This window comes from Synechococcus sp. MIT S9220 (assembly GCF_014304815.1).
In the GTDB taxonomy this organism is placed as follows: Bacteria; Cyanobacteriota; Cyanobacteriia; order PCC-6307; family Cyanobiaceae; genus Synechococcus_C.
The window spans coordinates 1,979,974-2,000,229 of the sequence record NZ_CP047958.1 but is presented as its reverse complement, the minus strand read 5'-3'; the positions used below and the strand labels follow the sequence as shown (position 1 = coordinate 2,000,229).

Annotated in this window: 21 protein-coding genes, 1 tRNA gene and 2 pseudogenes; 8 read left to right on the top strand and 16 right to left on the bottom strand. The window is 58.1% G+C overall.

The annotated features are described in order from the left end of the window. Positions 1-8: 8 nt before the first annotated feature. A complete protein-coding gene (locus SynMITS9220_RS11130; protein WP_186989269.1) occupies positions 9-1,241 on the bottom strand; it encodes an ABC transporter ATP-binding protein in 1,233 nt (410 codons plus the stop codon). A gap of 60 nt (positions 1,242-1,301) precedes the next feature. Between SynMITS9220_RS11130 and cgtA the strand changes: the two genes are divergently transcribed. After that, positions 1,302-2,291, top strand: coding sequence for an Obg family GTPase CgtA (cgtA, locus tag SynMITS9220_RS11125; RefSeq protein WP_186992150.1), 990 nt, complete (start codon positions 1,302-1,304; stop codon positions 2,289-2,291). 116 nt (positions 2,292-2,407) lie between these two features. Beyond that, positions 2,408-2,590, top strand: a complete 183-nt coding sequence (locus SynMITS9220_RS11120; RefSeq protein WP_067096726.1) for a hypothetical protein — start codon at positions 2,408-2,410, stop codon at positions 2,588-2,590. 106 nt (positions 2,591-2,696) lie between these two features. On the opposite strand, the gene SynMITS9220_RS11115 is transcribed toward SynMITS9220_RS11120, so the two are convergent. Then, positions 2,697-2,915 (bottom strand): CP12 domain-containing protein, encoded by a 219-nt coding sequence (locus SynMITS9220_RS11115; RefSeq protein WP_067096415.1) that lies wholly within the window; start codon positions 2,913-2,915, stop codon positions 2,697-2,699. 157 nt (positions 2,916-3,072) lie between these two features. Between SynMITS9220_RS11115 and SynMITS9220_RS11110 the strand changes: the two genes are divergently transcribed. Beyond that, positions 3,073-3,570, top strand: coding sequence for a hypothetical protein (locus SynMITS9220_RS11110; RefSeq protein WP_186989267.1), 498 nt, complete (start codon positions 3,073-3,075; stop codon positions 3,568-3,570). Here the strand turns inward: SynMITS9220_RS11110 and SynMITS9220_RS13510 are convergent. From SynMITS9220_RS13510 to SynMITS9220_RS11095, 4 genes and pseudogenes are all read right to left on the bottom strand, one after another. Further along, a complete protein-coding gene (locus SynMITS9220_RS13510; RefSeq protein ID WP_370594399.1) occupies positions 3,551-4,780 on the bottom strand; it encodes an ABC-F family ATP-binding cassette domain-containing protein in 1,230 nt (409 codons plus the stop codon). The two genes, SynMITS9220_RS11110 and SynMITS9220_RS13510, sit on opposite strands and share 20 nt — an antisense overlap. A 180-nt stretch (positions 4,781-4,960) precedes the next feature. Continuing rightward, positions 4,961-5,395 (bottom strand): annotated as a pseudogene (locus tag SynMITS9220_RS13505) (ATP-binding cassette domain-containing protein); the annotation flags it as partial. Between the two features lie 62 nt (positions 5,396-5,457). Then, on the bottom strand, positions 5,458-6,096 hold the full coding sequence (locus tag SynMITS9220_RS11100; RefSeq protein ID WP_186989263.1) for a DUF2301 domain-containing membrane protein: 639 nt from the start codon (positions 6,094-6,096) through the stop codon (positions 5,458-5,460). After that, the gene (locus tag SynMITS9220_RS11095; RefSeq protein ID WP_186989261.1) at positions 6,093-7,082 is read right to left on the bottom strand and encodes a glutathione S-transferase C-terminal domain-containing protein; all 990 of its coding nucleotides are present in this window, start codon (positions 7,080-7,082) and stop codon (positions 6,093-6,095) included. Before SynMITS9220_RS11095 ends, SynMITS9220_RS11100 begins: the two co-directional genes overlap by 4 nt. A 55-nt stretch (positions 7,083-7,137) precedes the next feature. On the opposite strand from SynMITS9220_RS11095, the gene SynMITS9220_RS11090 reads away from it, so the two are divergent. Next, positions 7,138-8,085 (top strand): aspartoacylase, encoded by a 948-nt coding sequence (locus SynMITS9220_RS11090; RefSeq protein ID WP_186989259.1) that lies wholly within the window; start codon positions 7,138-7,140, stop codon positions 8,083-8,085. On the opposite strand, the gene SynMITS9220_RS11085 is transcribed toward SynMITS9220_RS11090, so the two are convergent. From SynMITS9220_RS11085 to SynMITS9220_RS11070, 4 genes are all read right to left on the bottom strand, one after another. After that, positions 8,064-8,432, bottom strand: coding sequence for a hypothetical protein (locus SynMITS9220_RS11085; protein ID WP_186989257.1), 369 nt, complete (start codon positions 8,430-8,432; stop codon positions 8,064-8,066). The two genes, SynMITS9220_RS11090 and SynMITS9220_RS11085, sit on opposite strands and share 22 nt — an antisense overlap. A gap of 79 nt (positions 8,433-8,511) precedes the next feature. Beyond that, a complete protein-coding gene (locus SynMITS9220_RS11080; RefSeq protein WP_255483070.1) occupies positions 8,512-8,871 on the bottom strand; it encodes a hypothetical protein in 360 nt (119 codons plus the stop codon). Positions 8,872-8,985: 114 nt separating this feature from the next. Then, entirely contained in the window at positions 8,986-9,339 is a 354-nt protein-coding gene (locus tag SynMITS9220_RS11075; RefSeq protein WP_255483069.1) for a hypothetical protein, read from the bottom strand. A gap of 35 nt (positions 9,340-9,374) precedes the next feature. Then, complete coding sequence (locus tag SynMITS9220_RS11070) at positions 9,375-9,533, bottom strand: hypothetical protein (protein WP_170951850.1); 159 nt, start codon at positions 9,531-9,533, stop codon at positions 9,375-9,377. A 193-nt stretch (positions 9,534-9,726) separates the two neighbouring features. Here SynMITS9220_RS11070 and psbA point away from each other — a divergent pair, with 193 nt between their 5' ends. Beyond that, positions 9,727-10,806, top strand: a complete 1,080-nt coding sequence (gene psbA, locus SynMITS9220_RS11065; protein WP_186490358.1) for a photosystem II q(b) protein — start codon at positions 9,727-9,729, stop codon at positions 10,804-10,806. 98 nt (positions 10,807-10,904) lie between these two features. Here psbA and SynMITS9220_RS11060 read toward each other — a convergent pair whose 3' ends face one another. Next, on the bottom strand, positions 10,905-11,972 hold the full coding sequence (locus SynMITS9220_RS11060; RefSeq protein ID WP_186989255.1) for a metallophosphoesterase: 1,068 nt from the start codon (positions 11,970-11,972) through the stop codon (positions 10,905-10,907). 123 nt (positions 11,973-12,095) lie between these two features. After that, positions 12,096-13,289, bottom strand: coding sequence for a DUF389 domain-containing protein (locus SynMITS9220_RS11055; RefSeq protein WP_370594335.1), 1,194 nt, complete (start codon positions 13,287-13,289; stop codon positions 12,096-12,098). A gap of 151 nt (positions 13,290-13,440) precedes the next feature. Here SynMITS9220_RS11055 and SynMITS9220_RS11050 point away from each other — a divergent pair, with 151 nt between their 5' ends. Together SynMITS9220_RS11050 and SynMITS9220_RS11045 are read left to right on the top strand one after the other, a co-directional pair. Beyond that, a complete protein-coding gene (locus SynMITS9220_RS11050) occupies positions 13,441-13,623 on the top strand; it encodes a hypothetical protein (protein ID WP_186989253.1) in 183 nt (60 codons plus the stop codon). Positions 13,624-13,639: 16 nt separating this feature from the next. Then, positions 13,640-13,822, top strand: coding sequence for a hypothetical protein (locus SynMITS9220_RS11045; RefSeq protein WP_115125626.1), 183 nt, complete (start codon positions 13,640-13,642; stop codon positions 13,820-13,822). 320 nt (positions 13,823-14,142) lie between these two features. Here SynMITS9220_RS11045 and SynMITS9220_RS11040 read toward each other — a convergent pair whose 3' ends face one another. After that, positions 14,143-14,298: a hypothetical protein gene (locus tag SynMITS9220_RS11040; RefSeq protein ID WP_170951776.1), complete on the bottom strand. Its 156-nt coding sequence runs from the start codon at positions 14,296-14,298 to the stop codon at positions 14,143-14,145. A gap of 1,066 nt (positions 14,299-15,364) precedes the next feature. Then, positions 15,365-15,437: transfer RNA gene (locus tag SynMITS9220_RS11035), tRNA-Thr, on the bottom strand. 82 nt (positions 15,438-15,519) lie between these two features. Here SynMITS9220_RS11035 and SynMITS9220_RS11030 point away from each other — a divergent pair. Continuing rightward, on the top strand, positions 15,520-15,741 hold the full coding sequence (locus SynMITS9220_RS11030; RefSeq protein ID WP_074160755.1) for a DUF3493 domain-containing protein: 222 nt from the start codon (positions 15,520-15,522) through the stop codon (positions 15,739-15,741). A 513-nt stretch (positions 15,742-16,254) separates the two neighbouring features. Here the strand turns inward: SynMITS9220_RS11030 and SynMITS9220_RS11025 are convergent. Both SynMITS9220_RS11025 and infB read right to left on the bottom strand, forming a co-directional pair. Then, positions 16,255-16,809, bottom strand: a pseudogene (locus tag SynMITS9220_RS11025) (low-complexity tail membrane protein); the annotation flags it as partial. Further along, entirely contained in the window at positions 16,809-20,195 is a 3,387-nt protein-coding gene (gene infB / locus SynMITS9220_RS11020) for a translation initiation factor IF-2 (protein ID WP_186989251.1), read from the bottom strand. The pseudogene SynMITS9220_RS11025 and the gene infB, both read right to left, overlap by 1 nt. Positions 20,196-20,256 lie beyond the last annotated feature (61 nt).

The window sequence follows — 20,256 nt, the reverse complement described above, 5'->3', positions numbered from 1 at the left end:
GCTTCGCTTCAGGTCAGATCGGGAAGCACCGGTGTGTCGTCTCGTTCTGATGGGGGTGTCGGCATCGGAATGGCGTCCCCCTGGTCGTCAAATAGGCGCCATCCATGGGGATCAGCATCGAGATGAATGCGACTGCCTGGTATTGCTCTGAGACCTGGATCTGCCCTGACCTGTACCAAGTGCTCCCCATCGAGCAGCCTGCAAGTGATCAGCTGTTCGTTGCCCAGCACTTCACTGTGACTGACGTCTGCTTGCAGGTTTCGGTTGGTGGCAGGTGCCACCTTGAGATTTTCGGGACGAATGCCTCCATGGAGCCGTTGGCCCTCGAAACCTGCCAGTGCAGCACTGAGGGGACCCTCCACACTCACCCGGCGTTCGCCCAGGTGGAGTGTCTGGCTGCGACCCACCTGGACTGGCAGCACATTCATGGGAGGGCTGCCGATGAACTGGGCCACAAACAGGTTTGATGGCCAGCGGTAGAGCTCCATCGGTGTGCCCAGTTGCTGAAGCCGCCCGTGATTGAGCACGGCGATCCGGTGACCCATGGTCATGGCCTCCACCTGGTCGTGGGTCACGTAAAGAGTGGTGGTCCCCAGCTGACGCTGGAGGTCCACGATGCGAGTACGGGTGCTGCCGCGCAGCTTGGCATCGAGATTGCTCAGCGGTTCGTCCATCAGAAAGACATCCGGCTGACGCGCCATGGCTCTCCCGAGCGCCACCCGTTGTTTCTGACCACCGGATAACTCCTTGGGCCGTCGATCCAGCAGCTGATCTAATTCGAGAGCCCGGGCCACCTCCAGCACCCGATGTTCCACCTTCGCTTCCCGTTCAGATCGGACTTGAAGCAGGCGCGGCAGCTCGCGTGTGCTGCGATGCAATTGGTCATGGAGCTGCTCGATGGCACGGCGGCGGCGGCTGCGACGCAGTCCGAACCCGAGGTTGTCGCGAACGCTGAGATGCGGATACAGCGCATAGCTCTGGAACACCATCGCCACATTGCGCTTGGCAGGCCTCAGCTTGGTTACAGCTTGCTGCCCCACCAGGATTTCACCTGCACTGGGTGTCTCAAGGCCTGCCATCAGCCTGAGCAAGGTGCTCTTACCGCAGCCGGAAGGACCGACCAGAACCAGAAATTCACCATCTTCAATCGACAGTGAGAGGTCACGAATCACCTCGACGGGCCCCCCCCCACCACGACCTGGATAGCTCTTGCTGAGCGCCTCGAAGCGAACGCCGGCCAAGCTCAATCTCCCGTGCCTCGCGATCCTAGGGTTGGTGACTGGTCCCGATCGAAGCTTTTCGTGCAGTTCATCGACCAGGCGCGCATCACCGTCCGTGGCGGCCGTGGCGGTGATGGCATCGTGGCCTTCCGTCGTGAGAAGTACGTTCCAGCCGGTGGTCCCTCAGGTGGGGATGGGGGGCATGGATCCCACGTGGTCCTCGAGGCTGACTCGAATCTTCAGACGCTGCTGGATTTCAAGTACAAGCGACTGTTTGCAGGCACTGATGGTCGTCGGGGCGGCCCCAATCGCTGCACCGGTGCGTCTGGCCAGCCTCTGGTCATTCATGTTCCCTGCGGAACGGAGGTGCGACATCTCACCACCGGCATCCTCATGGGTGATCTGACCGCGCCTGGAGAGCAGCTCATGGTGGCGTTCGGAGGCCGCGGCGGTCTGGGAAATGCCCACTATCTGAGCAACCGCAACCGTGCGCCCGAAAAGTGCACTGAAGGTCGCGACGGAGAGGAGTGGCCTCTCCAGCTTGAATTGAAGCTGCTGGCCGAGGTCGGAATCATCGGTTTGCCCAATGCCGGCAAAAGCACGTTGATCAGCGTCTTGTCTGCAGCCCGTCCCAAGATCGCCGATTACCCCTTCACAACCTTGGTGCCCAATCTCGGTGTGGTGCGCCGTCCGACCGGAGATGGCACGGTCTTTGCCGATATTCCTGGCCTGATTGCCGGTGCCGCCCAGGGTGCCGGACTCGGGCATGATTTTCTTCGCCACATCGAGCGCACCCGCCTGCTGATTCACGTCGTGGATGGAGGGGCGGATGATCCACTGGGTGATCTAAAGGTGGTGGAGAAGGAGTTAGAGGCTTATGGCCATGGCCTGGTGGATCGTCAGCGCTTGCTCGTGGTGAACAAGCTTGAGCTTCTGGATGAGTCGGGTCGCGACGCATTAGTGGAGGCTCTGGAACAAGAAAGTGGTCGGAGGCCACTGTTGATTTCAGCTGTGATGGGTCAAGGACTGAAAGATCTGTTGAATCAGGTCTGGATCGAACTGGGCGTCTGAGCCATTTGTTTCATCCATTGACTTCATCCATTTGTCGAGAAGCGTGTTCGGGCTCCCACGAAGACTTGTGCGTTCAGCGTTGGATGGCGATAACGGGAACAATGAGAGAACGTCCGATGACCTTCTTCACCTGTTTCGACACCCAGGGCCAGTTGATCGCTCGCTGTCAAACGCCCCAGCAAATCGAGGCCCTGCGCCGTCGCGGTCGTCCAATTGCTGGAGTGCATGCCATGAAGCCAGAGGAAGCCGTGGTGTGCAGCCTCACAGGCAGCCCTGCCGATTTCAACGAAGATCAGTGACCCACGCGGCATGGTTCACCATGCCGAGCTCTTGATCGTGGCTGCTCAACAAAAAAGCGGGGTTTGATCCCCGCTTTTTTGTTGAGTTGATTGCGCAGCGCACGATTCAGTCGTCATAAACGCGGCACTCATCAGCTTCCGGGTTGTTTTCGCAATAGAGCTCAATGGGAGTGGGATCGTGGCTGTCGCCGGGATGCTCCTTCTTGTAGTCCTGCAGGGACTCAAGCTCTTCGCTGAAGTGGCGAACCTTGGCATCGTTGCCCTCTGCCTTGGCAGCTTCGAGCTCGCTCTGGTCCTTCTTGATGTGTTCGTCGATGGATTTCATGGAGTCGTTGGCGTGTCCCAACCAATGTCGACGCCCACACCATACGGCCGTTGCGCCGTGCTGCCAGCTGCCAGACATCAGACCTCGTTTCCGTATCAACACTCATGACTTGGTCGGGTGACCTCGGCTACCAGCAAAGAAGAAAGGGTTCGTGGTCATGGTGCGAATCAGGCAACGACAGGGGCGCCACTTCATGGATGAAGAGGGCCGCATGTTCTGGATCAATGGTCCGGAGAACTTCTGCTATCTCTCAGAACAGCGTCAATGGCGTTGCGGTCTGAGCTTTCAGGAGGTTCTTGAGTGGAAGCAATGTGCTCCTTCAGGGCTGGTGAGTCAGCGCTTCAGCTCACTACAGGCCGCCTGCGAGGCCTTCGAGCACAACCAGATTTTTTGGTCGCATGATCTTTACCTGCGTCGCATGGGTGACCAGATGGCCTTGCATCGCTCAGCGGACGATTACCGCCCCACCGTGATGAAACTGGCCGAAGCCTCTGGTCAAGCAGTGAGACCAGCGCCGTGGAGTGGTCGCCCCTCCACGCCATTGAGTTGTCCTGTTCCCTTAATGAACTCCAACGTGGGTCTGGTTGGTGACCCTGGCGGAGAACTGACGCATCCTCGTCGTCGTCGCCGTTCTCTCAGGGAACCAGTTCACTGAGTTCCAGCCAGCGTTCTTCACTGGTTTCGAGCGCTTCCAGCAGGCTGGCCAAATCGTGGCTCAGGCTGGTGAGATCGCCTTGGCCGCTGGAGATGGCTTGCTCGAGGTCTGCTTTGCGCTGCTCCATCTGAGGTAGTTCATGTTCCAGTGATTCCAGTTCTCGTGATTCCTTGAAACTGCGTCGACGTGGACCCTGGTTCTTCGAAGCCAGCTCTTTGCTGGTTTGCTCCTCATTGGAGCGATTGCGGTTGCCTTCAGCCGCGGCACTCTTTTCTTGGTTCCGGCGATGGTCAAGAAAGGCGCTGTAGTTGCCTTCAAAACGCTGCAGACGTCCTTGCTCGAAGCAGAACAGACGATCGACGGTTCGATCCAGAAAGTAGCGGTCGTGAGAAACCACCACCACACAGCCGCGAAAGTCTTCGAGCAGATCTTCCAGAACGCTCAGCGTTTGAACATCGAGATCGTTGGTGGGTTCATCCAGCAGCAAAACGTTGGGAGCCTGAATCAGCATTCGACACAGACTCAGCCGTCGTCGCTCCCCTCCTGACAACTTGCTGAGCGGACTGTGCTGCTGAGCGGGCGGGAATAGAAATCGCTCCAACAGCTGGGAGGCACTCAGTTGCTCTCCTCCTAAATCAATTCGAGATGCGGCCTCTTCGACGAATTCGATCACCTTGCGCTCGAGTCCACGCCCTTCTGTGAGTGCATCGGTGTGCTGATCGAGATAGCCGAGATGCACTGTTTCTCCAAGGCGGAGACTGCCAGCAGTGGCTTGCCGCCGTCCGGCGATCAGGTCCAGCAGGGTGGATTTGCCGCTGCCATTGGGTCCGATGATGCCGACCCGATCCTCGGGACTGAAGCTGTAGGTGAAATCCTTCAGAAGGACCGGGCCGTCGACCTGGCCATCAGCGGTGACCGTCAGTTGCTCAGCTTCGATCGCGAGCTTGCCGATCCGACGGCTGACGCTGCTCATCTCCAGTTGGCTGCGATTGGTTTTCGGGGGTGCTGCCCGCATCTCCTCGATTCGCTGAATGCGAGCTTTCTGCTTGGTGCTCCGCGCCTTGGGGCCCTGACGCAGCCAGGCCAGTTCCCGTCGCATCACGCTCTTGAATCGGGCAGCTTCAGCGGCTTCTGAGACCTCCTGGTCAGCTTTGCGCTGCAGATAAGCGCTGTAATTGCCATCAATGCTGGAGGCCTGTCCCCTCTCCACTTCCACAATTCGGCGTGTCACACGGTCGAGCACATAACGGTCGTGGGTGACGAGCACCACAGCTCCTGGGTACCGATCCAACCAGCTCTGCAGCCATTCCACAGCCGCTGCATCCAGATGGTTTGTCGGTTCGTCCAGGAGAAGCACATCTGGGCCGGCAACCAGTGCCGAGGCCAGGCCCACTCGCTTGCGATAGCCCCCGGATAAATCCTCCACCGGGCGGTGTAGATCGCTGATTCCCAGGCGCTGCAGCACTTCCTGGCACTGTTGCTCAAGCCCCCAGGCTCCCTCCTCGTCCATGCGTTCGCTCAGAGCACCGAGTTCTCGCATCAGCGTTGTGTCGTCAGGAGACTGGGCCACCGCCTCAGAGACGGCGCTGAAGCGCAGCAGGAGCTCCCGCTTTTCTCCACAGCCGGCCAGCACCTGTTCCAGCACGGTGAGCCCAGGCTCCACCGTGCTGTCCTGACCAACCAGCTCAATTCTCAGACGGGAGGAACAGCGCCGCTCTCCGCCTCCAAGTGGTTCCTTTCCTGACAGAACCCGCAGAAGAGTGGATTTACCGGCTCCATTCGGTCCGATCAATCCAACCCTGTCCCCTTCACGGATATGCAGCGTGAGGTCCTCGAACAGGGTTCGGATGCCGAAATCTTTGGAAGCACCAACCAGGCTGATCAGACTCACGAGCCTGCTTCCTCGCGCTGGGCGTCTAGATAAGCAAACACGCTCTTGTCTCCAACATCAGCTGCTGCCTCCATGCCGAATTTCCGCACGGCGAGCACGACCAGCAGCAGCCCGGCGACCAGCACCAACATTCCGCAGGCGCCGTTGCCAATCAGCCCCAGCAGCCGTCCCAGAAGAGCTATGGGAAGGAGCAATGTGAGGCCCACGGCCTCCGGACGACGAAAGCAGAAGAATTCCTTGAAGCCGATCCCGGTAAGAGCTGCAAACATCGGTCCAATGGCCAGGAGCCATCGGGGTTGGATCGCCAGCGTGTCGAGGGCTTCATGGGCTGATGTTTGAAGCATCAGCACCAGCCACCCCAGACAGCCAAGCAGCCAAAACAGCTGCAGCGCTTGATGCAGCGGTCGCAGATAAATATGAATCCACTGCAGGGCCAGCCCGAGGCTGACGCCTAGAGGCAGAAGCCAAAGCCAGGCCCAATGCCCCCCCACCAGCCACCACTGCAGCAGCCCGGCGCTCAGCGAGATGCCGCTGACCAGCAGACAGATCCTGTAACGCTGAACCTCCTCTCTATCCGTCGACGTAATGGTGAAAGGTCCATACATTCCGTCGAACTGGGGATCGGCGGTTGTCATGGCTGGGGAATGGTGCTGTTCACCAGTGTGCTCAGCTTCGGGCCTTGCGGAACGATTCCGCCGGGATTCAGAGGAAAGAGGGCGCCGAAGTAGTCATGGCGCCAGGCTGCAGCGTCGCAGGTGGCCTCCACTCCAGGCAAAGCCATGAACCGTTGTCGCCATTTCCACAGTTCAGGCAGCATCCAAAGGGGTTTTGCGCTGCATCCGAACAGGGGGGCGTAGACAGCCTCCCAGCGAATCAGGCTTGGGAACAGGCGGACGTCGGCAAGGGTCAGGGTTGTACCGCAAAGCCATGGCCCCTCCTTGCTAAGACTTCGTTCAATCTCCTCAAGAGCATCAGCCATGGCGGCACTTGCCTGGTCATAGGCCGACTGATTCCGGGCAAAGCCGCAGCGGTAAACCCCGTCGTTCACCGCTGGCTGTAGAAGCTCCTGCCAGCTTTCAATCCGTTCCTGCAGGCTGACAGGAGCCAGGTCGGGGGCTTCAGGTGCTGTAGGCCAGCGATTCAGAGCCAAGGTGAGTGGCGTGCTGTCGTTGCCGAGAAGCCGTGGCTGCTGTTGTTCGTTGCGGCCAGGATCCACCAGCACCGGCACCGTCGCTCGCAGACTGGGTTCCGCCCCACAGCGGCGATACAGCTCCAACAGGCTGGTGCAGCCCAGCCAGCTGGGATCCAGTCGCCATCGTCCCTCCTCGTGGTCAGCCTTGGCGGTGATCACCTCAAGACTGCTTTCAAGACCTCGCAGCTTCACCATCAGCCAGGTGCGGTGTGCCCACGGACAGCTGCGTCCGATCAGCAGCCGAGGTCGTCGGTTTGGGGCTCGCTCCTGCAGATCCTCTGCCTCCGGGACCGACGTTTGCATCGGAGCGCTGTCTGGCCTTTGGTAGTTGCCCTGGTCATCCGCGGGCCCTAGCCCTGTCATCAGGCGTTGCCACTGCCACTGCCAGCCCTTTCGCACACTGCGAACGATCAGTGGAGGAATCGACATCACGGTTCCGTTTCAAGGCATTGTCCTTCAGGCTGTGGATGAGTGCAGCGACCTGATGGCAAGCCCCCGAGTGCTGGTGGTGGCTGGTACCCACGGCAATGAAGTCAATGCTCCCTGGCTTCTGGAGCAATGGGCTGTTCAGAAGGAGCTAATTGACGCGTGTGGATGTGTCGTTCAAACAGTGATTGGTAATCCGGAGGCCCGCGCCGTGGGTCGTCGTTATTGCGATCGCGATCTCAATCGTTCCTTCCGTCCCGATCTCCTGCAGCAAAGCGCGACCAACCCCGAGCAGTGCGATCGTGAAATGCTGAGAGCCCTGGAACTGCAGCGCATGTTCGGGCCTGAGGGCCAAACACCCTGTGACCTGGTGGTTGACCTGCACAGCACCACAGCTGCGATGGGTAACTGCCTGGTGGTGTACGGCCGCAGGCCAGCTGACCTGGCCCTAGCTGCGCTGGTCCAGTCATCGCTGGGGCTACAGGTCTATCTGCATGAAGCCGATGTCGCGCAACAGGGCTTCATGGTGGAGCGTTGGCCTTGCGGACTTGTGATTGAAGTGGGGCCAGTGCCTCAAAGTGTTCGTAGGCATGACATCGTTCAACAGACGCAGCTGGCGCTTCAGGCGGTGTTTGAGGCCATTGCGAAAGTCGTCTCAGGCCAAGCCTGTTACCCAAAGAAGCTGGTGCTCCACCGTCACCTCAAAAGCCTTGATCTGCCGCGAGATGCTTCAGGTGAGGCGGCTGCACTGATTCACCCGCAGCTTCAGGACCGCGATTGGATCCCCCTTCGCTGCGGTGATCCGCTGTTTGTTTCAGCTCAGGGAACAACCATTACCTATGAGGGGCCGGACGGATCCATCCCTGTCTTCATCAATGAAGCGGCTTACGCGGAAAAGGCCATTGCCCTCAGCCTCACGAGCCGTGAGGAATGGCCCCTGTCCCAGAGCTGGACAGAGGCCCTTGCTCTTTTGCTGAACGGGAATCAGCGCGGCGACCCGTTGTAAATGATGCTGAGGACACTGCGACCGTCTGGAGCAATCTGAATTTCGGTTTCCGTGGTGGCATCGCTGCCGTCCTCAGGCCAGCCCGGATCTCCACCAAGGAAGCTGTAGGTGTAACCACTGGGAGAGTCATCGACAAGACAATCTCCGCCGCCCGAGCTGGTCTTGAACATGCAGGGCTGGGGGCGGTAGACGCTGAGCCCACCGTTCTCGGTCACAGCTGTGTTGCGCGCCAGATTTAAGGCACGCACCTGGGATGCTGGCACTGGTGCCTGTGCCATGACTGGGGCGCCTGTAAAAGCGCCTGTCCCAGCGATCACAGCCAGGGCGGTTACTGAAGAGAGGTTCATGACCTTGGTTAAGACCCTTCTATCGGAGACAGAGCAACAGCGTCTGTCAACTAATCCGTTGTGGTCTGTTGACCGGGGATTAGGGGATCGGACCGTTGTAAGGAACAGCCAGGATTCGCTCTCCGTCTTGTGAGACGAGCACTCTCGTTTCCAAAGTGGGACGCGGGGGTGATTGCTGCTGCCAGCCTGGTGGGCCGCCGAGGAAACCGAACAGAAAACCCTGATCCGATTTGGAGATCAGGCATGAGCTTGCCCCTGTCTCATACATGCATGCTGCGGCGCGGTAAGACGCGAGCCCACCGTTCAAAGACTCCGCTCGCATCCTTGCGAGGTTCGCTGCCTTCGGCTGGGCGACTGGCAAAGAGGGTGCAGCTTGCACAGCACCGATGCCTCCCAGGCAGAGCGCAAGCCCGGTGGCGGCTGTCAGCAGTCGGTTCATGGTTTTCCTGTCTGCGCTCACAGCCTGATGCCCATGGTTCGTCAATGGTGTTTCTCGGGAGTGGGAAGGCATGTCTCGCTGTGACTGGGGATCCGATTCACTCCCTAGAGATGCTTATCCACAGGCCCATGTGCCCTGCTCGAGCGTGCAGGGCAAGCTGCTGACCTTGCCATTTTCCCAATAGATCCTCAGCCGATCGTCGGCGGTGCCGCTGCGGAAGGTGATGGATTTGATCGGCCCGGGTGGGACACGCTCTCCCCTGTCGTCACTACCAGGCATGTTTTTGCTGACTCGTCGTTCAAGCTGGTCGACACGGTTTTGCAGCTCGCTGATTTGCGCGTCGCGACTGATGTTTGTTGATGGTTGAGTGTCAGCCCGTTTCTGGCAGGCACTGGTCAGAGCCGCTGTCATGACGGCGGTCAGAGCCATGGCCAGCGATCGAACGGCGGGGGCTGAAGACGGATGCATGGCCGCGGCGTTATGGATTGATTCAGTGTGGGTGTTCAGCCAGTTTCGACCAGTCGTTCACTCCAGTAAACGACTGCGCCCTGAGATTCCAGTTCATGACGCCTGTGGCGCGCTGCCTTGGTGGGAACGGTTTCCTCAAGACGCTGTCCTGCGATCAACCAACGAATGAGGACCACAGGCGTCTCCTGAGACACAACCTGAGAACCTTAAGTGATCCTTTAGGGGCTTTGGCTTTGGGCGGGTCGCGCCTGAGCGAGGTCTCAATGGTTCTTCACGTCGGCTTCATAAAGCAAGCGACATCTTGCGCAATGTTGCTTTACAATCACGCTTGGCAGGGCTTCCTGCCCTTCCGTAACCGTCTCCTCGGAGACATTCTTTCCCGTTCTCATGACCACCACCATTCAGCAGCGCTCCGGCGCTAATGGCTGGCAGCAGTTCTGCGAGTGGGTCACCTCCACCAACAACCGCCTCTATGTGGGCTGGTTCGGTGTGCTGATGATCCCCACCCTGCTGGCTGCCACCACCTGTTTCATCGTTGCGTTCATCGCAGCACCCCCCGTCGACATCGACGGCATCCGTGAGCCCGTTGCTGGCTCCCTGATCTATGGCAACAACATCATCTCTGGTGCTGTTGTTCCCTCCTCGAATGCCATCGGCCTTCACTTCTATCCCATCTGGGAAGCTGCTTCTCTCGACGAGTGGCTGTACAACGGCGGTCCTTACCAGCTGGTTGTCTTTCACTTCCTGATCGGCATCTTCTGCTACATGGGTCGCGAGTGGGAACTCTCCTACCGCCTCGGCATGCGCCCCTGGATCTGCGTTGCTTACAGCGCACCTGTGGCTGCTGCCTCCGCCGTGTTCCTGGTTTACCCCTTCGGTCAGGGTTCCTTCTCTGACGGCATGCCCCTGGGCATCTCCGGCACCTTCAACTTCATGTTGGTGTTCCAGGCCGAGCACAACATCCTGATGCACCCCTTCCACATGCTTGGTGTGGCTGGCGTCTTCGGTGGTTCACTGTTCTCCGCCATGCACGGTTCACTGGTGACCTCCTCCTTGGTTCGTGAAACAACCGAGAGCGAGTCCCAGAACTACGGCTACAAGTTCGGCCAAGAGGAAGAGACCTACAACATCGTGGCTGCCCACGGTTACTTCGGTCGCCTGATCTTCCAATACGCGTCGTTCAACAACAGCCGTAGCCTGCACTTCTTCCTGGCTGCCTGGCCCGTTGTCGGCATCTGGTTCACCGCCCTTGGCGTGTCAACCATGGCCTTCAACCTGAACGGTTTCAACTTCAACCAGTCCATCCTTGATGGTCAGGGCCGCGTCCTGAACACCTGGGCTGATGTGCTGAACCGCGCCAACCTCGGCATGGAAGTCATGCACGAGCGCAACGCTCACAACTTCCCCCTCGACCTGGCTGCTGCTGAGTCCACTCCTGTGGCTCTGCAAGCTCCCGCCATCGGTTGATCTGGAATCAACAAACGATTCAGGTCAACTGAATCGGAAAGCCCCCTCTCACGAGGGGGCTTTTTGCTGGCTGCCTGGTCGGTCAGTGAGCTCTCAGATCAGTCATTCAGTGATCCGCTTTGCCATAGCAGGCTTCTGCGGCGAGCCACGGGAAAACCAGAAACACTCACCTGGGCAGGGAGACCATCACTGTCCATGGGCTGCATGGTGTTGAGATCAATGGTCGTTTCCCGAATCAGCTTCGAGGGTCGAGACCACTCAAGAAGCGTCAGAGATGGTGGTGAAGTCACACTGCTGCCTATGATCCGGCGTGGTCCGCTGCCCATTGCTCCCAGGCTTAGCAGCCGTAAACCCAGTGATTCAGAGGGGTACCAGGCGTGGTGGTGACCCGAGATCACCAGATCAACCCTTCCCCTTCGCATCAAACCGGCTAGCTCCTGAGGATTGGCGATGCATTCTCCAGAGCGCGCCCGTCCTTCGCTGAAGGCAGTGAGCGGCAGATGGCCCATCACCAGGCAGAGATCGTCAGGTTGGCGATGGGTGGAGATCAATGCTGCCTCGATCCATCGTCGTTGTGAAAAATCAACGTTGGCTGAAGAGGCATCGATTACGACCAAAAACAGTCCAGGACGTCTCCATACGTACTGAAAGGGAAATCGCTCGCTTTGAATGAACCCGGATTGCAGATCTCCGCGATTCCCGTGCCAGAACAGACCAGCCTGCTGGCGCTCACGCCCGTAGATCCAGCCTCCTTGATCTTGTTGACTCGATCCATCGTGATTGCCAATGGCGGGGAGCAAAGGAATCCCTGCTTGTTGAAGCGGTGCTCGAACCGTTTGTTCAAGACCAGCCCACATCTCCTTGAGCTGGCTGTTGGTTAGCGATCTTTTTTGGCCAGCCACCATGTCTCCAGCACAAAGCACGAGGTCGGGTTGTTGCCGCAACAGCAACGCCACTCCACGCTCAACGGCCCTGCTGTAACTCGTGCTTCCGTAGGAACCGTTGAGGTCGCTGATCAAGCCCAGTTTCAACCCGCCAAGGGTCTGAGTGGAGACTGAGCCCAGCTGTTGTGATCCGGTCTTTCGCGACAGGCCATCCAGGATGCCGCCTGAAAGAGCTGCGCCAGCGATCAGCCTTAGAAAAGTTCGGCGTCCGGTCGGGTTCATCTGCCGAGTTTATGGCCGGAATCAATGCATGGATGGCATCAGATTCCGGATGATTTGCTGAAGGTTGCGTCCTGTAATCCCTTCAACAACTGGCAAGAAGATGGTGTCCACTCAGAAAGACTGTCATGGGGCATCGAACGCATTGCCGGAATGTTGTGACAGCGGATTGTTTTCGGGCTGGCCAGTCTCAGCCTGTTTGATTGGTGAGGGTCGTTCGATCTCAGGCTGCTCGAATTCCTGAGCAGCAGGAATCACTTTTTTCGGCCCAACCACATCAACAGCGGTGCGTTGGACGACAAGCTGGTAATTACTCTGTAAGAGTTTGTTGATCTCCTCTTGTACCAAGGTGACCTGTTTGTAGCTCGGAAGGTCGGGATCCGTCACACGAACAATGATCCGAATAATTCCTTCTTCTTTATTCTTACCTGTTTTGGTTGTTTTCCAGTCAATGTCAACATGCTCCACATCAACTAATTCCGAATCGCTGAAGGTCAGAGTTTCATTGACAAGAAATTTACGAACCGTTTGTTCCACCATGGATTGCCTATTTTCTCGATTGGCTTGAGTCAGTAATCCGATGAAGCTGCCTCCCAGTGGAATCAGCAACAGGCCTGTGAGTGTGAAGCTGGCCACACTGAGTCGACTTCGGATCAGTTCATGGCGGAATTCGGGGTCTTTCCAGGCCATCAGGACCAACCCGCCCGTGAGAATTCCCAGAAGATTGGTGGCGAAAAGCAATCCAGCTCCGCGGGCATCACTCCAGCTCTGGTGAGACAGCAACAGTCCCATCACGCAGACAGGAGGCACTAGAGCCACGGCGATTGCCGTTCCCGCCAGCGAACTCACGGCATCGCTTCGCAACTTCGCATAGGTCGCTAGACCTCCTGCCACGAGTGCGATTCCCAGATCAAGCAAATTGGGCGAGGTCCTGGCCAGAACCTCAGTGCCGAACTGTGGCAAGCCAGTGACTGAACCGAGCAGAAAGGAGAGCAGCGTGGTGCTCAAAACCCCCACCAGCAGAGTGCGCAGAGATCGACCCAGCAGCCTTACTTCCCCCAGCAGGATGGCGAAGGCTGCCGCCCTGAGAGGCATGATCCATGGCGCCACCACCATGCCGCCGATGACCACTGCAGAGCTGTTAGCAAGCAGGCCCAGGGTCGAGATCAGGCTTGCTCCAATACTGAGCACAATGAACACCTCATCCAAGGTGGCATCGCGCATGTGACTGCGACGTAGTTGACTGATTTTGCGGCTGGACAAGCTGCCCGACTCCATGAACTCGTCAATGGTGAGCGCAGTCTGATTGTTGGCGCTCACCTGTTCAGGTTCGAGTGACGCAAAGATTTCCGATCTAAGGATTCACGAATTGTTCTGAGCTTTTCAACGGTTGGTTGTCTGCTGCTCTGTGCATCACAAGCTGAGCCAACGACTCAACGAATGCAATGACGTCACTGCTCTAAATCGTTTGATGAGTTTTTCTGGATTGTCGGAAGGTCGTGCTTTTGCCACAGCTTTTGGCAACGAGCGCTGGGGAGAGTTCATTCAGCCAAAATCAAGCGTGATCGTATTCGCCAGTACCAACTTCCAAATCATTAAAGATTTGATTGCTGTTGTAATGCTGGATTCCAGCAGTCCTTCCATTAAGTTGTGAAGCCGTCTTCCGCGCGATGTCTCCCTCTGACTTGTCTTCTTTGGAGTGGGAAGCAGATGGTGAAATGTCTGCTCAAGACACCTGGGATCTTGTGAATCGTTTGGCGAAAGTTGAAGAACAGGAAAAAGCATCGAGTTTGTTGCAGCTGTCTTCAAAGCACAGCCATTCCAAAGGCAGGAAGTCTCAGCTTGAAAACTAATTCGGCAGCGGTCAAATTTTAAACAATAATGAGTGTTTTCTTGATTGAATTCAGAAAGACGATAAAGTAGTAAATTGATATAAATTAGCATCATTTTCTTTTTATTGGCTCGCTCCTTGAGTGCATTGTTTTGGCTGTCAGGAGAGTGACTTGTTTAATGTCTGGCCTTAATCGAAATCTATGTGCAGATCAGCGCAGTACATGGGAATGCTTGAAGTTTGCTTGAGCTTTGAGCTCATTGAGGTTGCTACTTAAATTCTCAACGATTGCTTCCGTTGTCTCTATGGGGATCAGCTGTCCTGTGAAGTCACAGGCAACGTTTATTTGCGACGCTTGGTCAGATCACCGAAGTCATCGTCGTTGGGTTGCATGAATTGCCAGACGACTGGCACCGTGAACACCACAACAAGCCCGATGGTGGCCCAAATTGCAACGGTGTAGTCGCCCATTGAATCCATTCCTGCAGCGGTGACCATAACGGGAAACCGTCTGAACAGGCCATCATCCGCAATCCATGATTCCCAGCCAGTGAGGACGCGTTGCCTTGATGGCGCTGCTGTCCATTGTCTGGATTCAGTTGGTGCCCTTGTGTGGTCTTTGTCCGCCGACGCTTCCAGGAGGTGTGTGCATCGCGCTTGGCGTTGCTCTCCAGCAGGCTCTCCAATGCTTGGAGCCATGACCTATGGCACTTATGGGGCTTGAATCGTGCTCTTGTGGGCAGTGCGGTCTTCCCGGGACAAGTTGTTCGGCATTCACCTCTACATGTCCCACTGGATCGATTAAGGTTGGAACACGTTGGCCCTAAGAAGGGCGCAGTTCGATCTCAAACAGGCAACGGGGTTTGAGGCGCTGTAGGAGGTTCTAATGAACACCCTCGCAATGATCAAAGAAAAAGAGCTCAAAGCTCGTCGTCTTCATGACGCACAGCATTCTTTTGCTGCTTCGTCTGAGGGTTGTGATGTCACGTCGGCACACATGTCACCCACCAAGCTGGTGGATTGCACAATCTGATTTCAGTGATCGGATTTCGTGAATCCTTGCCCCGCCAATGCGGGGCTTTTTGGATGCGAGCAAACTTGCTTCGTGCTCATTGCCGACAGACGATATCTGAGTGGGTGTCTTGATTGTGTTCGTTTAGAACCCTCCGAATCGAAGGCACACTTCCAGGGCTCCAAGTCCGAACAGGAACGTGCCACCAAGAAACGCCAATTCTTTTTTACTCTTGGCCATGAGTCGAAGGGCGGGGCCCAGAAACAACGTTGGGCCAAATCTAAAGGAAATCTAAAGCCCCAGCATTTCGAAAGGTTGCCGTTTTAGCGCTCCCGCCTGCTTGCGTTGCACAGGTTCATGACATAGGCGTCACAAACCAGCTGGTTTGTGGTGTTGCTTGACAGATCTAAATACGTTTCAGAAGGAATAATCCGGAGCTACCAACCTTTGCGCTGAAATTTCAGGAGAGGCTGCGGGCTGAGCTGTTTTGGTTGGGCGTCAAAAAAACCTGTTCCAGCCGAAATCTTCGACTGCAACAGGGTTCAACACCGAAGCCGATGACCTGACTTGAACAGGCGACCCACGCTTTACGAAAGCGTTGCTCTACCGGCTGAGCTACATCGGCGACCTTAGGAAATTAACATTCAGGTTCACGCAAACAGCTTTTGAGCGCTGAACCCGAGGGAGATCAGGGGTTGGACCCGGCCATGCGGGAACGGCTGCTGCGTGAATCACGCACCCCCTGGCGTGGGCTGCGACGGTTGCTCTGGATCGCCTTGTTCGCTTCCGGAGGTCTCGGCCTCTTCGTGATGAGCTTCAGCATCAGTGCTGGCACCAGTGATGTCGGGACTGACCTGGCCATTCAGGTCGGGGCTGTGGTCCTCTTCGGGGGATTGCTCTGGTTCGATCGCGATCGGGGCGACGGCTGAAGCTGTTTCATCGTCGTTTTCTGCAGAGCTGATTTTGCTCTTTTCCGAGCTCTTTTCAGGTAAGTTTGAATTGGCTGCCGTCTCTGCGGATTCTGGTTGGGAGCTCGGTTCTGAATCGAGAGCTGGTTGCTGAGTTGATTGCTGATCAGTTTCAGCATTACTGCCGGCGACATCGCTGTCTGCAGTGCCCTCGCCATTCTGATTGTCGTCGTCGGGCTCTTTGAGGAGCTCTTGTTCAACGTCGATGGCTTCGACGTCAATAGAGGCCACTGCGTCATCCGCGTCTTGATCGTCTGCTGAGATGACCTCTTGATCCTCGTTGTTCGTTTCAGGCAAGTCCTCCACGAGGACCTCATCAGCATCGGTTTCAGCAGGATCAGTTTGGGGATCAGGCGCTGGATCAGCTGCTGATGGCTTGAGTTCGTCTTCGCTCTCGTCTCTGAGTGATGCCTTTGATGGCTGTCCAGGTTTCTCTGCGGCCTCCCATTCCAGAAGCGGCGGTTGCAGCAGCCCAAGGCCAAGGGACAGGTGGGTGGTCTGCAGCTCGGCAGGGATGATTGGTTTGAGGTCTGTGAAGCTCTGGTCGCTGCGCGTCAACAGCCAGATGGCCTGGAAGAGCTGTTGCCATTGCCAGAGGATGAGTGTTAGCAACGGTCCAGCCAGCAGCAACGCCGTCAGCCGGCTGCTGTTCTGCGTGGGCGAGAAGTTCACGACCAACAGAGCCGATTGGTCGACCCACCAAAACAGCGGCAGTAACAGCGCAATGCCGATGATCAAAGCTGCTTTCAGGCCAAGTGGCTGCTGAATGGCGCTGATGCGGCATTGATCAAGACTTCGCTTGGCAGGCGCAATGCGAACCAGGAGCAGTGATGCCCAGTCCGCGGAGCGCCGCCACAGCAGCACGCCGGGTGCGACGACAGCCAGGCCCCAGATCAGCAGACGCTCGAGAGCTGGGACCGGACCGTATGCAGGTCCGGCCAAGATGAGCCGCATCAGCTCGAGCTCCAGAGGAATGACGGCTAGCGCCATCAACTGAAGCCAGAGCAGTGGCTCTCGGCGGCTGATCATCAGGTGGTGAGCTTGCGGCGCTGAGTGACCATCTTGAAGGCTTCGATGCGATCGCCTTCTTGCCAGTTAGCGAAACGATCGGTGCCCACACCACACTCGAAACCAGTGGCCACTTCCTTGACGTCGTCTTTGTTGCGACGCAGTGAGTCGAGATCGCCGGCATAGACAATCTCCTTGCCGCGGTGGACCCGAACCTTGCAGTTGCGCTGAATTTTGCCAGTCGTGACATAACAACCGGCCACAGCACTCTTGCCAATGGTGAACACGGCGCGGACTTCAGCTTCACCCAGGGCTTCCTCGACAAGCTCGGGTTCGAGAAGACCTTCCATCGCCAACTGGATGTCTTCCAGCAGCTTGTAGATCACGTCGTAATCACGGACATCCACGCTGTTGGCATCAGCAGCCTTTCTGGCGCCTGAAGCCATCGAGGTGTTGAAGCCAATAATCACGGCTCCGGAAGCAGCTGCGAGGTCCACATCGGTCTCGGTGACTTCCCCAGGTGCTGAAAGCAGAACTCGCACTTGGACTTCGTCCTTGGGCAGCTGCTCCAGAGAACCGAGAATGGCTTCCACAGAACCCTGGACGTCGGCTTTGAGGATGAGGTTGAGCTCCTTGAGTTCTCCTTCATTGGCCTGTCCAGACATTGCCGTGAGCGAAACCCTGCGAGACGCCATTTGCTGGGCGAGGCGGGTCGCTCGGGCGTCGGAGGCTCGATCGCCGACAACGGCCCGTGCGGACTTCTCATCTGCGTAGACCTCGAATTCATCGCCGGCGGTGGGGACCTCGCTGAAGCCGAGAGCTTCCACTGCGAAGGAGGGACCGGCGTCCTTCAGACGCATTCCCGCATCGTCGACCATCGCCCGTACTTTTCCAAGCACTGGCCCAGCTGCCACCACATCACCTGTGCGCAATGTGCCGTTCTGAACCAGGAGCGTGGCCACAGGACCTTTGGCCTTGTCGAGGTGCGCTTCGATCACCGTGCCGCGGGCCATGCGATCGGGATTGGCCTGCAGGTCTTCCACTTCGGTGACCAGCAGCAGCATTTCCAGCAGCTTGTCGATGTTCTCTCCCTTGATGGCGCTCACAGGCACCATCACCACATCGCCGCCCCACTCCTCTGCAAGCAGGTTTTGTTCAGACAACTCCTGCTTGACGCGGTCAGGAGAGGCTCCTTCCTTGTCGATCTTGTTGATGGCCACCACGATCGGCACTTCTGCAGCGCGGGCGTGGCTGATGGCTTCCAGCGTCTGCGGGCGGACACCGTCATCGGCTGCCACCACCAGAACAGCGACGTCCGTAACCTTGGTTCCCCTTGCACGCATGGCCGTAAAGGCTTCGTGACCAGGCGTATCCAGGAAGGTGAGCTTGCGCGCTGAGTTGTTGTGTTCGATCTCGACCTGATAAGCACCGATGTGCTGGGTGATTCCACCGGCTTCTCCAGCGGCGACCCTTGCTTTGCGGATCGCATCCAGAAGACTTGTTTTGCCGTGATCAACGTGGCCCATCACGGTCACCACGGGTGGACGTCGGATCAGGTGTTCCCGATCTGCTTCTTCGATCATCTCGACGGTCTTCTTGGCCGCTTCCTCAACGTCGTCTTGAAGGACCGGCACACCGAATTCCTCGGCCACCGTTTCGATCGTTGGCATATCCAGGGTCTGGGTGACCGTGGCGATAATCCCCTTGAAGAAGAGGGATTTGATGATTTCTGAGCTCTCCACGCTGAGCATGTCGGCGAGCTCCTGAACCGTGAGGTTGTCCTCCGGCACAACAATCATCTCCGGCCGCACTTGCTTGGCTTCTCGTGCTGCACGCAACTCCATGGCCCTGCGGCGCTGACGCTGGCGAGCGGTTTCCTTGCGCCGCTTGCGCATGGCCGCCACAGGTTTGGGTGTGGTTCTCTGCTGGGATTTGGGTTTGGCGGGACGAGCAAGGCTCGCCGACAACACCATGTTTTCCTGTTCACCGGCAAAACCACCGGTCTGCGCTGCCAGCGAATCATCGTTTTCGCCGATGATGTGGACCTTCTGGCGTTGCTTCTGAGGAGAGCGATTGCGCAGTGCCTCGAGCTTTGCACTGTCATCCCAGTCGGGGCGGCCGGGGCGTCGTTGTCCGCCAGGACCTGCTCCAGGACGGAAGCCCGGACGACGTGGGGCCGTTGCAGGAGAGGGGGTTGGCCGATTAACCGGTGGTGTGGCCTTGGGGCCATCCCCACGGGGAGAGACAGGAGTGCCATCGGGACGGCGCGGTGGCGGTACGGCTGGTCGACCCGTGGGCTTCTGCAGTTGCATGAGCTCACCGGGAGCCACCGGCTTACGCATGCCGGGCGGCATTGCAGGTCGATTGGAGCCAGCTCCACTGCGAGGCCCCGCACCAGGCCGCCCTCCTTCACCGCGGTTGCTAGTGCTGTCGCGACGGATCGGCTTGCCCACCAACTCAAGGGTGCTTCCGGGGCGTCCGGCACCTGGGCGGCCAGATGGTGAACCCGGTCGAGTGGGTGCGCCTGGACGTTGTGCTCCAGCTGGCCGCTGGGGTGAGCCGGTGCGCTGACCAGCGGGAGCTCCGGGTCGGGGAGCCCCTGGTCTTGGGGGGGCACCTGTTCCAGGCCGCTTCGGTTGGGGGCGTCCAACCAGTTCAGGCTTGGCCGGCCTCTGCGGGGCTGGCACCGTTCGGTTCACCGGTGATTTGGGCTGGGGCCGTCCCGGTGGTGGTGGAGTTGGGCGCGCACCTCCTTCGCTTGGTGCCCGACGGATCGGCGCCGTATTGCGGGGTTTCGCTGCTGTTGAGGGTGAGGGCGCACTGGGTCTGGACGGCGGCGCGGTTGGCCTGCTGGCCGTGCGATTTGGTGCTGGGGCAGCAGCGGGTCGAGGTGTCGGCTGCTGGGGTGCCTGAGATTGGCGTTCAACCGGTTTCTGAGCAGGCTGCTTCAGAGGGGGTTCCTTGCGAACCAGTGTTTGTGGTGGAGCTACGGGTTTTTGCGCCGTTGTTTTCGAGGGCGCACCGGCCTGAGGTGCTGCAGGTTTTGCAGGAGCGGCGGGCCTTGCAGGCGGTCGCTGGGGCGAAGCTGCAGCACGGGTGGGTGCTGCTGGAGCAGGAGCCGGTTTCGGCTGTGCTGGCTTGACTGGTGCAGAGGCTTCAACGCCGGCGGCCTTCTTCACCGAAAGGATTGACTTCCCTGGTGAGGGTTTCGAGGGAGCTGCAGCAGGACGGGGAGCACCACCGCTCTTCAACATCGTGCGGATCTTGCCTGCCTCGGATTCGCTGATCGAGCTGCTGTGGCTCTTGGCCGCAATGGACAGCTTCTCAGCGGCATCCAGCACGTCTTTGTTGTCCAGGCCAAGGTCCTTGGACAGCTCATAGATTCTGACTTTGCCGCTGCTGGTCATTCAGGTCTCCGGTCGGTCCGGGCACGTGGTGCTCGGGGCACCACACAAGGTGGGGCCAGTG